Origin of the sequence: Niastella vici (assembly GCF_002077945.1) — a bacterium.
Lineage (GTDB): Bacteria > Bacteroidota > Bacteroidia > Chitinophagales > Chitinophagaceae > Niastella > Niastella vici.
The window spans coordinates 68480-82736 of the sequence record NZ_LVYD01000064.1; the positions used below are offsets into that span (position 1 = coordinate 68480).

Sequence of the window (14257 nt, forward strand, 5' to 3'; positions counted from 1 at the left end):
AAACCTATTCATAACGATTGTAATTACAGAATATGAACAAATTATTTCTTCTGACTATAGGCTGCTTGTTGCTGTTGATGACAACCAGTTGCGATAAGTTGCTCGAAACAAAGAACGAATCGTCAATTACCGACGCGGATTATTTTAAAAGTGAAAATGATTTTGATCCGTACGTTGTGGGAATTTATATGTATATGCGTGGATCGGCAAAGACCGGCCCACAGAATGTGACGGGTATTGCAAACAATATCACCTACGGTACTGAGCGCGGAGAGGAACTGGTGTCCGCGCTCAACTCCCGTTTTACAAATGCCTGGACACACAATATTTCGCCTACTTCCGGTGCATTTGATTACACTACCTGGTATAAAGCCATTGGCAGCTGTAACCTGGTACTGGCCAAAATAGATAAGTTCACATTTACCAGTGAAAGCACAAAGAAACGCGTGATGGCAGAAGCCTATAGTTTGCGGGCATATGTTTATTTCAGCCTCATCCGCATTATCGGCGATGCGCCGTTAATGCTTGATGCCATCACCGATGAAAATGTACCGCAGTTGCCCCGGTCAAAAGCCACCGATGTAATGAAGCAGATCATTGCCGATCTGGACCAGGCAATTTCATTATTCCCCGATAAAACGATCCCCAGCAAATACCGCTTCTCCTATGCGTCGGCACAGACCCTGAAGGCCGATGCCAAATTGTGGAGCGCCAAAGTGCTGGGCGGTGGAGCAAATGATTTCAATGATGCTATTACGGCACTCGCTGAAGTTGAAAAAATTTCAGGACTTTCCTTACGCACCGATTTCAAAGAGGTTACTACCTCCCGGGCAAACAGCGAGATCATTATTGCTGCATATTTTAACCGCGATGAATGTGCTGCCAATTACGGGCTCAATGCGCTGCCCTACGAAACCGGTATTGCAGGCGCTACCAACAAAGACAGTTTACCTTTTTGTATCACTACCTCAAACGGACAGGGCGCTTACCAGATCAGCGCCAAATCAAAAGCCCTGTTTCCCAGTGGCGATAAACGCATCCCGTTTACCTGGGTAACCGAACGCCAGGGTAGCACGCTTAAAATTTCCTGGATCACCAAACTGCCCGGAAACAAGTATGCCGATGACCGGGTATCAGACAATGATATCATCGTGTATCGCCTGGGCGAGATCTACCTTATGGAGGCAGAAGCCTATGCAGGTATCAGCAATACAACAAAAGCGATCGATTACCTGAACAAGACCCGCAACCGGGCCGGAATAGGAAATTATGCAGGTGCTACAGACAAAGTAAGTGTAGAAAAAGAAATACTCGATGAACGCGGCCGTGAACTGTTCTTTGAGAACAAACGCTGGTTCGATCTGGTGCGGTTCCATAAAGGCGGTACCATCGATGTATATACCTATGTGCCGAACCTGGTGGGAAAGACCACACCACTGTTTTGGCCACTGGCAGCAAATGTAATGGCCAACAACGGACAGTTATTGCAAACAGACGGGTATTAAAACAACAGCACAAGCGATGAAACCACTTCAGGCATCAGCTATCAAAGGCAATTGGGCAACCCTGTTGTTACCCGTTAATGAAGATGATAGTATTAATTACAGGGAACTGGAAAATGAAATAGATACGCTGATCGCCATGCAGGTGAATGGGATCTATTCAAACGGCACTGCCGGCGAGTTTTATAATCAAACCGAAGAAGAGTTTGATACCATCAGCAGCATACTGGCTCAAAAATGTAACGCGGCCGGTATGCCATTTCAAATAGGCGCTTGTCATACCAGTCCGGTCATGGCGTTTGACCGGGTAAAAAGGGCGGTGAAATGGCAGCCGGGAGCCATACAGGTTATTTTGCCCGACTGGTCGGCGCCATCTATGCAGGAAGTGATCAACTACCTGCGGGTATTAGCCAAAGCCGTAGCGCCGGTGGGCCTGATCTTATATAATCCACCGCATGCCAAAAAAAGACTGGTCCCGGAGGAATTCCACCAGCTGAAAGAAGCCGGCATTAACCTGGTTGGTTGCAAAGTAGGCGGTGGCGATGCACAATGGTATGCAGCCATGAAAAAATGGGCGCCTGATATTTCGGTATTTGTACCGGGGCATCATTTGGCAACAGGCATCAGCCTCGGCGCATATGGCGCCTATTCAAATGTTGCCTGCCTGCACCCTGGTGCTGCACAGCAATGGTACGAGCTGATGTTATTCGATATGCCGCGCGCCCTGAACCTGGAGAAATGGATCCAGTTGTTCATGAGCCAGTATATAGCGCCTTATATCAGCACCAAAGGCTACAGCAACCAGGCGGCCGATAAACTGCTGGCGGCCATTGGCGGTTGGGCGAATGTGGGTACCCGTTTGCGCTGGCCTTACCAGGGCATTGATGAAAGCGAGGTAAGCAAGCTGCGCACCATTGCGCAGGAGATGTTGAGTGAGTTCTTCATCCTGAGCGAAGCCGAAGGGCCGAAGGATCGAAACAGATTATTACTATGCAGAGTAGAATAAATTATTGTTCATTAATTAGTTTGGTTACGCTGTTATGGACAGCGTTTCCCGTTCGTGCCCAGACAACGGCAAAGCCCGATACAATGGCCTTGTTTGTATCTGGCACGGACGGGTATATGAGTTATCGCATTCCTGCCATTGTTACTACCATTAAGGGAACCTTGCTGGCATTTTGCGAGGGAAGAAAGAACAATGCCGCCGATGCCGGCGACATTGACATCCTGGTAAAACGTTCCACCGATGGCGGCCGCACCTGGAGCGCGCAACAGGTCATCTGGAACGACAGCACCAATACCTGTGGTAATCCCTGCCCGGTAGTTGATGAAATAACCGGCGCCATTTGTTTATTGATGACCCACAACCTGGGCGATGACAAGGAAGGCGATATTATAAAAAAATTGAGCCGCAGTACCCGTACCGTATGGATCAGCAGAAGTAACGATGATGGCATAACCTGGCCGGTGCCCGAAGATATTACCGCCACCACCAAGAAAAAAGAATGGGGTTGGTATGCTACCGGGCCAGGCATTGGCATACAAATTAAATACGGTGCGCACAAGGGGCGGCTGGTTATTCCCTGTGATTACAGTTATGACGATTCAACCTCGATCCCCAAACAGGGACACCCCAACATGGGATCGCATAGCATTTACAGTGATGATCATGGCGCCACCTGGAAATTGGGTGGCACCATTACACCCAAAATGAACGAATGCCAGCTGGTTGAAGTAGCCGATGGCAATGGCACTTTGCTCATGAACATGCGCTCGTATTTTCAACACAATTGCCGGGCGCAATCTATCAGTTATGACGGTGGCATTACCTGGACGGCCCCGGTTGATGTGCCGGCACTGGTTGAACCGGTTTGCCAGGCCAGCATTATCAGATATGCATGGCCGGTAAAAAAAGCAAAGAGCTGCGTGTTGTTTTTAAATCCGGCCTCCGCCAAACGCATGAACATGACCATCAGGGCCAGTTACGATGAAGGACAAACCTGGCCGGTTATCCGTACCCTGTATGCAGGCCCTTCGGCTTATTCCTGCATGACCCTGTTGCCCGATGGAACCATCAATTGTTTATACGAAGCAGGTGTAAAGAACCCATATGAGACCATCGTTTTTGAAAAACTGAAAGCAAAAGAATTATTGAATAATAAATAAATCCATATAATGAGCACAACCATGAGCCACTTACACGGACTGATATCTGCACCCTTTACCCCCATGCATCCCGATGGAACCATCAATTTCAGTAAAGTGCCCGATGTAGTGAACCTGTTAATTGATAATAAAGTAAAGGGCATGTTTGTTTGTGGCAGCACCGGCGAAGGCCCCTCCCTTACCACAGAAGAAAGAAAGCAGCTGGCCGAAGCATTTGTAAAAGCAGCAAATAAACGGCTGTTGATATTTGTGCACGTTGGGCATAACAGTATTACCGAAGCACGCCAGCTGGCAGAACATGCGCAACAGATTGGGGCCGATTATATTTCCGCCACGCCTTCCACTTATTTTAAGGTTGATTCCATCGATCTGCTGGTAGGGTGCTTGCAGGAGATCGCCAAAGGCGCACCGGCTTTACCGTTATACTATTATAATATCCCTGCATTAACAGGTATCAGTCTCGATATGGTGAAGCTGCTCGAAAAAGCAGGGGAGGCCATCCCGTCTTTTGCCGGCATTAAATATACGGCCCCACTGATCCACGATTACCAGTCATGTGTTAACTTCAGCAACAACAAATACGATATTTTATACGGAACCGATGAAATGCTGTTGGGCGCCCTCGCTACCGGTGCAAAAGGTTTTATTGGCAGCACCTATAATTTTGTAGCGCCGCTGTACAATGCGCTCATCGAAGAGTTTAAAAAAGGCAATTTGGCCGAGGCGCAGCGATTGCAGTATATTTCAGTTGAAATGGTACGCGTGATCGTAAAGTTTGGCGGTTTGCGGGCACAAAAAGCCATGATGAAGCTCATTGGTGTCGATTGCGGCAATGTGCGGTATCCGCTGAATCCGTTTAAAGAACATGAATATAAATTACTGGAAGCTGATCTCAACAAAATTGGTTTCTTTGACTGGATTTGCCGGCCAAAGGAAAGTAAAGTAACCCAAGTGATTAAGTGAGTGCTTTACGAATTGAAGAAAGCTGAAGTAAGAAGTATGAAGTATGAAGTAGGAAGAACCAGAAGGTTCCTCATTCCCTACTTCTCGCTTGCATAAATTTCGGTAACTCCGAAAATAGGGCTCTTCTTACTTCCTGCCTCTTACTTCCTATTTCGTAGACCTATCACAATAAGTGCTACATGAAAAAACTACTGCTGTATATAACTCTTTGTCTCACCTGCGCCCTTCACAGCACAGCCAACGATACCACCAAACCCTATCTGCAATGGACACAACTGGCTGCCATTCCTGACCGGGTTGGCCTGGCCGGTTCGTATGCCGGCGTATCGAACGGCGCCCTGCTGGTAGCTGGTGGTTCCAACTTTGGCAAAGAGGGCACTCCCTGGAATGGCGGGGTTAAAACCTGGTATAATAAGATCTATGTGTTGAACCAGCCCAATGGTCAATGGAAAGAAGCCGGCGTTTTGCCGCATCCCATGGCCTATGGCGTTTCGTGCACCTGGCAAAATGGAGTGGTCATTGCCGGCGGCAGCGATGCCACCAAACATTACAGTGATGTGCTGTTGTTGCGTTATCAAAATGGAAAAGTAGAAACAGAGAACCTGCCTTCATTACCTGCGCCCATAGCCAATGCCTGCGGCGTTATCATCGGTTCCAGGTTATATATCGCCGGTGGTATTAAAGAACCAACTGCTACGCAGGCAGCCACAAATTTCTGGATGCTCGATCTGGCGCAACCCCAACGTGGCTGGACGACCCTGGAACCCTGGCCCGGTGTGGGCCGGATGCTGGCGGTGGCCGGTACCCAGGAAGGGGCCTTTTATTTATTAAGTGGCGTTGCCTTAACAAGGCAGTCCGGCGATAGCGTGGTGCATCGTACCTTTTTAAAAGACGCTTATAAATACATGCCCGGCAAGGGCTGGAACCGCATTGCCGATCTGCCGCAATCAGTAGCGGCAGCGCCTTCACCCGCCTTTACAACCGGGCAAACCCATATGCTGGTGTTTGGCGGCGATAATGGAAAATACTTTGAGCAGAATGCATCACTGCAACAAAAGCATCCCGGCTTTTCGAACGAAGTGTGGATGTATAACAGCATTACCGATTCATGGAGCACAATAGGAAACATATTCACCGATAAAAAAGCAGATGCAGAGAGCAACCCCCTTGCAAGTACCTGGGCGCCGGTTACCACTACAGCCGTTGTTTGGAATGGTAACCTGGTGCTGCCAGGCGGCGAAGTGCGCCCCGGTACGCGTACCAACCGCGTATTGATGGCGGCACCCGTACAACCACCCGGCGGTTTCCGGATATTAGACTGGACCATTGTAGGCATTTACTTTTTACTGGTGATCGCCATCAGTGTTATTGTATCGCGCAATATGCAACGCACCACCAGCGGCTTTTTCCTCGGTGGTGGTAAAATTCCCTGGTGGGCTGCCGGCCTGAGCATCTTTGGTTCCAAGCTCAGCGCACTCACCTTTATTGCCATTCCTGCCAAAGCCTATGCCACCGATTGGGTTTACCTGTTGAACAATGTAATGATCGTGGTGGTGGCGCCGATAGTGGTTTATTTCTATCTGCCTTATTTCCGCAAGCTGAAACTGACCAGTGTGTATGAATACCTGAACATCCGGTTCAACCGGCAGGTAAAATGGCTGGGCAGTCTCACCTTTGTATTATTCCAGGTGAGCCGGTTGGGCATCGTGATTTATTTACCGGCCCTGGTATTGAGTGCAGTTACCGGTATCGACATCTTTATCTGTATCATTGGCACCAGCGTGATCACCACCGCGTATAGCGTATCGGGTGGTATTGAAGCCGTGGTGTGGACAGAAGTTATGCAGGTAGGCGTATTACTCGGCGGGGCGCTGGCTACGCTGTTCTTTATTGCGGGCTCCATGCATGGCGGGTTTGGACAACTGTTCACCGAAGCCATGCAGCACGATAAATTCCGGCTGGCCATTACCGACTGGACGATCACCGAACCGGTCTTATGGGTTGTATTTGTGGGCGGTTTTTTAACGCAGCTGGTCACTTACTCATCTGACCAGGTGGTGGTGCAACGTTACCTTACCACTTCGACCGAACAGGAAGCAAAAAAATCAATTTATACCAATGCCATTTTAGTGATACCGGCCTCGCTTATCTTCTTCAGTGTAGGAACGGCATTATGGGTGTTTTATAAACATCATCCGGCAGCGTTGAACCCGCATGGCCGCACCGATGATGTGTTTCCCTGGTATATCAGCAACCAGTTACCATCGGGACTGGCGGGGCTGGTAATTGCCGGGTTGTTTGCGGCTACCATGTCGACCATCAGCAGCAGCATGAACTCTATTGCAACGGTGATCACCACCGATTTTTATCAAAGTGTAAAGCCTGCCAGTAGCGATAAACAACGGTTTGTATTTGCCCGCCGGACAACCGTGTTGCTGGGCGGGCTGGGTTGTTTGATCGCGATCTACATGGTATACCTGCGCAATGCCTCTATTTGGGACCAGTACATAAAAATTATCGGGTTATTCGGCGGTTGCCTCGCCGGTATGTTTGTGGCGGGTATCTTTTTCCCCCGCGTCAACAGCAGGGGCATTTTCATTGGCTTTGTGGTTAGCGCCATCAGCCTGTATTTTATTCAGGCGGCGGGCATTATCAATTTCTTCCTGTATCCTGCGGCGGCAGTGCTTATTTGCGTGCTGGTAGCGTATGTTGCCAGTATGTTACTGCCGGGGAAGAAAGCCATCACCACCGTTTAATAGTAACGACAAGGGTGGGCCACTCTTTCGAATGACCCACCCTTGTCAAATATTTTCAAATTGATCTATTGATATTTATACTCAATCTTCCCGATCAGCATCTTGTTTTTCGCAAAACATTCATCTTTTTGCTTCAGTCCTTTTTCATCGTAATGATAATACCATTTCTGGTAATCGGCGCCGCCGGCTGTGGTCACCAGCATCATGGAAATGCGGCCCGCATCATCATATTCAAAAATATAATCAGGTAAAAGCCTTTTGGCGCGGTTATTAAATCTTACTACATCGGTTAAACGGCCTTTATCGTCGTAATAATAATACACCACCGGTTGTTCGGTACCGGCATGAACGCTTCTTTCTTCCCCCACATTTCCTTTTTCATCGAGCCTGAAGTTTACAATAGTGGTATCAGAGCTGTTCTTTATTTTCAGCATCCGTTCCGGCTTGCCCGCCTTATTGTAAAACCACAGGTGTTGTTCGCGGGTTGAGTAACCGCCGGGCGAAAACGACAAATTGGTAATACTGGTAATATTATTATTTGCATCGTAGGCGTATTGTATAACCACCTTGTTGCCATCGGTAGTATCGATGCTTTGGGTCAATTGCCCCTGTGCAGTAAAATAATGCGTGATCTCGTCTTTACCGCTCACGCTGGTAGAGGTTTCGGTAGTGATGGTAGCAAAATTAGCGGCTATGTCCTGCGAACCGCCAAAACCCTCAATGGGCTGGTTATTGTTATCGAAGCTGGTCATTTTAACCCCTTTTACTTTATTGGCCTGGTAAATAGCCCGCTTTTTAACAATTTCACCGGTCATCACCAGGTCATTGTAATAATGCTGGCTGAATGCTGTATGAGCAATAAAATTAATAAGAAGAGATAACCCCAATATTCTGGTCATATTATAATCAGCTTAATTTTTTAGCGCTTTAGTAACGAATAATTTGGTCCAATAATACAACCTAACTGTGAATTTTTCTGTAAAATAACCCGTTTCCTTATTTTTAGTTAAAATTTCCACCTTGTCACATAGTAAAGAACGTCACGAGAAGATCTGCCTGAATTGTAATGCTGAACTGTATGGAAGATATTGTCATGTGTGTGGACAGGAAAATATTGAGCCAAAAGAAACAGTCTGGAGCCTGATCAGCCATTTTTTTTACGACATTACCCACTACGACGGTAAGTTTTTCAGTACCACCAAGTTCCTGATAACCCGGCCCGGTTTTTTACCAAATGAATATATAGAGGGGCGCCGTGCCCGTTATCTGCATCCCATCAGGCTGTACGTTTTCTCTTCTGCCTTGTTTTTTCTCTGTTTTTACTCCATGTTCCATTTTAACCACCTGGGCAGTGAAGACGAGAAGGATATATTGAAAGACACCGGCATCAGCATTGGCATGCCCGATTCAATAACAACCAAAGCCCTGGCGAATGCCAAAGATTCGCATGATTCTGCAGTTATTAAACAGGCATTGGGGATAGTACCGTATCGGTACCACGCAAAAAAGGATTCCACCGTAAAAGCGGGGTCAATTCAAAAAGCAGATTCAGTTCAAAAGACCGACACGGCGCAGGCAGCCAATACCGGTAAGAAGAAAAAGAAAAGGCGGTATAATTTTAATATGACCGATCCTGATCCGAAGTATAGATCCATTGCGCAATACGATTCGGCGCAGAAAGCCCTGCCAGCCGGCGAGCGCGATAACTGGATCGAACGCCTGGCCATGCACCGGCAAATAGAGCTCAACGACCGGTACCATGGCGATCAAAAGACCATGTGGAACGACCTGTTTACCAAATTCACCCATACCTTTCCCTATTTGCTGTTCATTTCGCTGCCATTATATGCCTTTTACCTGAAACTGCTGTACTGGCGGCGTAAACAGTTCCTGTATGTAACACACGGCATATTTTTAATATACCTGTATATCTTTACCTTCATTGATCTGTTGGTGTATTTCGGGTTACAGAAAATACACGAGTCAATGGACTGGGATTGGGTTGGCTGGATAGAAGCAGCGGTATTGTTATACGGAGTATATTATGCCTATAAAGCCATGCGAAAGTTCTATGGGCAGGGCCGTGGTAAAACTATTCTTAAATTCTTTATACTGAACTGCGTTGCTTTCTGGTCCATTATATTCCTGTTTACAGCATTCTTTTTATTTGCAATGTTTAAATTTTAACAAATTGGTGAAATATGGCACAACAACAAGCGGTAGCGGATGCATTTATGCGCCTGGTAGGTATTATGGACGATCTGCGGGAAAAATGTCCCTGGGATAAAAAACAAACGATTCAAACTTTACGGCCCCTCACTATAGAAGAAATGTATGAACTAACCGATGCCATCACTGAAAACGACTGGAAGGGCATAAAGGAAGAGCTGGGCGACCTGATGTTACATTTGGTATTTTACGCAAAGATCGGCACTGAGCAGCAGCAGTTTACCCTCGAGGAAGCCATTCATGGCGTTTGTGAAAAGCTCATTCACCGGCACCCGCATATTTATGGCGATGTAAAGGTGAATAGTGAAGAAGAAGTAAAGCAGAACTGGGAAAAGCTGAAATTAAAAGAAGGGAAAAAGTCGGTGCTGAGCGGGGTACCCCTGTCGCTGCCCGCTGTGGTAAAGGCAACCCGCCTGCAGGAAAAAGCCCGCCAGGTTGGGTTTGAATGGGATAACCGCGACCAGGTGTGGGACAAGGTAACCGAAGAAACGGAGGAATTGCACGAAGCCGTGGCTGCCAATGAACCGCACCGCATAGAGGAAGAGTTTGGCGACCTTATGTTTTCGCTGATCAATTATGCACGATTTTTGCAGATAGATGCGGAGAACGCGCTCGAAAGGACCAATAAGAAATTTATTGCGCGGTTTACGCGCATGGAGCAGCTGGCATTACAACAGGGTAAGCCCCTGGCCGATATGACCCTGGCGGAAATGGATGCCATCTGGAATGCGATAAAAAAACAAAACCCCGATACTTGAAGCAATTGCAGCACAAATTATTAAACAGGTACACCTATACATTGTTGGCTGCCATAAGCCTGTTTGCCCTTGCTTATTTTTTGAACAGGTATGTGACCGATGTGACCTCGCCCCGGTATTTTGCCCGCCAGATCCAAACCAGGATACAGCAAAAGGAAAAGGATTTTTTGCACACCACCAGCGATACGCTGTTGATGGGTAAGCTGGTCGATCAAACCTATACGGAACCCGACCTGCAGAAATTGCTGTATACCGAAAAAGGATATGGCTTATACATCTACGATGAAACCGAAGCGGAATTTTATGTACCGCCTTCCCTGCTTTTCTGGAATACCCAATTGATCCTGCCTTATAAAAAAAGTCCCGAAGACAGTGTGGGCCGTATGGAGCGTTTGCCGAACGGTATCTATATCTCTGACGACACCATGAGCAGCCGTATGGAACGGCTGTCGAACGGTTTCTATATACATGCTGCCAAAGTATTATACCTGCGCAACGACCGCCGCCTTATTGCCGAAGCATTGATACCCGTAATGCGTAAATGGCAGTATAATGTGGAAACAGAGAACCTGCAGAAAGAGTTTGTTGGGTTAAAAGGGGCCATCAGGCAGGTTGATATTGCCGCCCCCGGAGTTGTTACTGATTTTCCGGTAAAAAGTAGTTCAGACGAAGTGTTGTTCTACCTGCAGCAAAACACCATGTATGGCAAGCCGCACAACATTTGGGTGATACTGGTGAGTATTATCGCTTTTTCCTTCCTGTTCCTCTTTTTGCACCAGGTGGCCGATTATGTTTGCCGTACTTATGGCTTCTGGTACGGCATTGGTTTTTTGGTTGGAACCGTACTGGCCCTGCGGCTCATTGTGTATGGCTTTCCCGATATTCTGGCCTTGCGCCAGTTTGAAGTGTTCGATCCGGCTATTTATGGATCCAGCTATGTACTTAGCTCGCTGGGCGACCTGCTCATCAATGCGCTGTTGCTTTGCTGGGTGATCACGTTTATAAACCGGCGTATAAATATCTCGGATATCCGCGCTTATAACGAACCATGGGCAAACTGGCTGGCGCTGGTTGGCACCGTAGGTGCCCTGGTGATCGTAACGTTCACCTTTGCCGACATTTTGCAAACCATGGTGTCGGATGGTAAAATATCGTTCAACGTTACAAACTTCTTCAGCTTAATTGCCACACCATACAGTTTTGTGGGCTTCATTGTGCTGGCCACACTGGCCCTGAGCTACTTTTTTATGTCGCAGATATTGCTCACGGTGGCCGGCAAACTGGTGGGTGACCGCAATTATTTTATGTTCATTATTGCCGGCGCTGTTGGGTTAATGATCCTGACCTTTTCGGGTAACCAAAGTATTGTTGAGCTGAACCTGTTTGTATTACCCTGGCTGCTGGCCTTTATGTGGCTGATGCAGCAACGTATTTTTGCCGGGCTCCACTTCAGGCTGAATGTGTCGGAAGTGTTGTTCTGGTTGTTTGTGTTCTCCTTCTCCATGTCGGCAGTGATCATTTTTGAGAACAGTAAGATAGAGCTGGAAAACCGGAAACATTTTGCCGAAAAGCTGGGCTTGCAGGCCGACCCCAACAGTGAGCACATGTTAAGCGTTGACCTGGCTTATATTGATAGCAACTATGTGGTGAGCAACATGAACCGCTTCAACAAACCGCGAACAAATGCTTATCTGAAAGACAGCATTGTACGAAAAAGTTTGTTGATGAACCGGAAGTATAATATCCGGGTATTTACTTTCGATTCAACCGACAATCCGCTGTTCAACGATGAACAGGCCTCGTTCGATACGCTGAACACCATCTTTCAGATCCAGGGTAAAAAAACGGCTATCCCGGGCATGCGTTTCTATGAACAGTCATTCGATAAATTCTCTTATATCTTCAAGCGGGAAGCTAAAATAGGAGAACGCCAGAAGCTGGGTACCATTTTTGTACTGGCGGATCCCAAGCGAAATAAAGCAGAAGCGCTTACGCCCGAGCTGTTCCGCCAAAACAGCGTACTGCTTCCCGAACAGTATGCTTCGGTGTATTCTTACGCCATTTACGACAGCGAGCGCAAGCTCATATTGAACTATAATGATTATCCCTTTTCAACCCACCTGCCAGAGAACCTGATACCCCAAAGTGAATTCGAGCGCCGCCGCAATAATTCATTTGAAGAATTGTGGTACCGGCCTTCCTCAGATAAAATAGTGATCATTGCGCGAAAAAGTAATTCGTTCATTGAAGCGATCACCCTGTTCGCTTACCTGTTCAGCACCTTTTTGTTCCTGCTGGCGTTTTACCGGCTCAGCTCGCTGGTCATTCGCAGCCGTTTTCAATGGCCGGTGTTGAAGCAATACATGCAGTTAAGCATAAGGTCGCAGATCCATAGCACCATCCTGATGGTGAGTTTGCTTTCGTTCATCGTGATCGGGGTGGCTACCATCCTGTTCTTTATAAACCGCTATCAGCGTAATAACCAGGACCGGCTTACCCGGGCCATGCAGATCATGGTGAACCAGGTACAGTCGCACATTAACCAGCATCATTCATTCACCTACGATACGGTTTTTTATGAACCGGTGTTCAGCGAACAAATGGAACGGTTGATACAGGAGATCTCTGAAGTGCATGGCATGGATGTGAACCTGTATGATACCGTTGGTGGCTTACGGGTTACTTCAAGCCAGGAGGATATGAATATTTATTCAAGCGGCGTATTGAGCACCAAGATGAACCCGCTGGCTTATTACCGGTTGTATCATTTACAGCAAATACAAACCGTTACCAATGAACAGGTGGGCAAGCTCGATTACCTGAGTATTTATTCACCCATCAGGAACGAACAGGGGCATGCCGTTGCTTTTTTGAATATTCCCTCTTACACTACCCAAACGGAGTTGAAGCAGGAGATCTCCAACTTCGTGGTAACGGTCATAAACCTGAACGCATTTATCTTTTTGATAGCGGGTGGTATTGCCCTGGTGATCACCAACCGCATCACCAAATCGTTCACCATCATTAGCCAGAAAATGCGCGAAGTGAACCTGCGTAAGGTGAACGAGGCCATTGAATGGAAGCGCGACGATGAAATAGGGGTACTGGTCAGGGAGTACAACAAGATGGTGCAGAAACTGGGAGAAAGTGCCGAAGCATTGGCGAAGAGCGAGCGCGAGGGCGCCTGGCGGCAAATGGCGCGGCAGGTTGCGCATGAGATCAAGAACCCGTTAACGCCCATGAAGCTCAGTATTCAGTATTTGCAAAAGGCCATCGATAACAATTCAACCGACGTAAAAGTGCTTACCACCAATGTGGCCAAAACCCTGGTTGAACAAATTGACCACCTGTCGAAGATTGCTTCCGACTTTTCGCAGTTTGCCAATATTGGTAATCCCAAGAATGAAGTGTTTGACCTGCACGAAATGCTGCAGTCATTATCCTTGCTATACAAGGCCGGTGGTAACCTCGACTTTAAATGGACGCCTGTTGAACACCGCGTGTTGTTGTTTGCCGACCGCACTCAGTTGAACCGGTTGTTCACCAATCTACTGCAGAATGCTGTGGAGGCCTGTGCCAACCGCGACCAGCGCATAATAAGAATGAATGAGCAATTGAACGGCGAGTATATCACAGTAAGTGTAACCGATAATGGCGAGGGAATTCCCGAACAAACCCAGTCGCGCATCTTCACGCCTAACTTTACCACCAAAACATCGGGCACCGGTTTGGGCCTGGCCATGAGTAAGGGTATTGTTGAGCAGGCGAGGGGCGAAATATGGTTTGTTACCAAAGAGGGGACAGGCACCACCTTTTATGTGAGGATCCCCTTGTTGAGAGCGAATTGACCCTGAGTGTAGTCGAAGGGTCAACCAGAAGGTGC

Annotated in this window: 9 protein-coding genes; 8 read left to right on the forward strand and 1 reads right to left on the reverse strand. The window is 47.5% G+C overall.

Annotation, left to right across the window (positions count from 1 at the left end):
- Window positions 1-32 precede the first annotated feature (32 nt).
- The 5 genes from A3860_RS29125 (at window position 33) to A3860_RS29145 (ending at window position 7387) form a co-directional block, all read left to right on the forward strand.
- Entirely contained in the window at window positions 33-1505 is a 1473-nt protein-coding gene (locus A3860_RS29125) for a RagB/SusD family nutrient uptake outer membrane protein (RefSeq protein WP_081153384.1), read from the forward strand.
- A gap of 16 nt (window positions 1506-1521) precedes the next feature.
- Window positions 1522-2508 (forward strand): dihydrodipicolinate synthase family protein, encoded by a 987-nt coding sequence (locus tag A3860_RS29130; RefSeq protein WP_081153386.1) that lies wholly within the window; start codon window positions 1522-1524, stop codon window positions 2506-2508.
- Entirely contained in the window at window positions 2493-3668 is a 1176-nt protein-coding gene (locus A3860_RS29135) for a sialidase family protein (protein WP_081153388.1), read from the forward strand. The genes A3860_RS29130 and A3860_RS29135 overlap by 16 nt, the downstream gene beginning before the upstream one ends.
- Window positions 3669-3677: 9 nt before the next feature.
- Window positions 3678-4631, forward strand: coding sequence for a dihydrodipicolinate synthase family protein (locus tag A3860_RS29140; RefSeq protein ID WP_081153390.1), 954 nt, complete (start codon window positions 3678-3680; stop codon window positions 4629-4631).
- 179 nt (window positions 4632-4810) lie between these two features.
- Window positions 4811-7387 (forward strand): sodium:solute symporter family transporter, encoded by a 2577-nt coding sequence (locus A3860_RS29145; RefSeq protein WP_081153392.1) that lies wholly within the window; start codon window positions 4811-4813, stop codon window positions 7385-7387.
- Between the two features lie 65 nt (window positions 7388-7452).
- Here the strand turns inward: A3860_RS29145 and A3860_RS29150 are convergent, their stop codons facing one another.
- Complete coding sequence (locus A3860_RS29150; protein WP_081153394.1) at window positions 7453-8286, reverse strand: hypothetical protein; 834 nt, start codon at window positions 8284-8286, stop codon at window positions 7453-7455.
- 121 nt (window positions 8287-8407) lie between these two features.
- Here A3860_RS29150 and A3860_RS29155 point away from each other — a divergent pair, with 121 nt between their 5' ends.
- Genes A3860_RS29155 through A3860_RS29165 form a run of 3 tightly spaced genes read left to right on the forward strand, consistent with a single transcriptional unit; the run spans window position 8408 to window position 14222 of the window.
- A complete protein-coding gene (locus A3860_RS29155; protein WP_158085395.1) occupies window positions 8408-9574 on the forward strand; it encodes a DUF3667 domain-containing protein in 1167 nt (388 codons plus the stop codon).
- 14 nt (window positions 9575-9588) lie between these two features.
- A complete protein-coding gene (gene mazG, locus A3860_RS29160; RefSeq protein WP_081153398.1) occupies window positions 9589-10374 on the forward strand; it encodes a nucleoside triphosphate pyrophosphohydrolase in 786 nt (261 codons plus the stop codon).
- On the forward strand, window positions 10371-14222 hold the full coding sequence (locus tag A3860_RS29165) for a sensor histidine kinase (protein ID WP_081153400.1): 3852 nt from the start codon (window positions 10371-10373) through the stop codon (window positions 14220-14222). Before mazG ends, A3860_RS29165 begins: the two co-directional genes overlap by 4 nt.
- Window positions 14223-14257 lie beyond the last annotated feature (35 nt).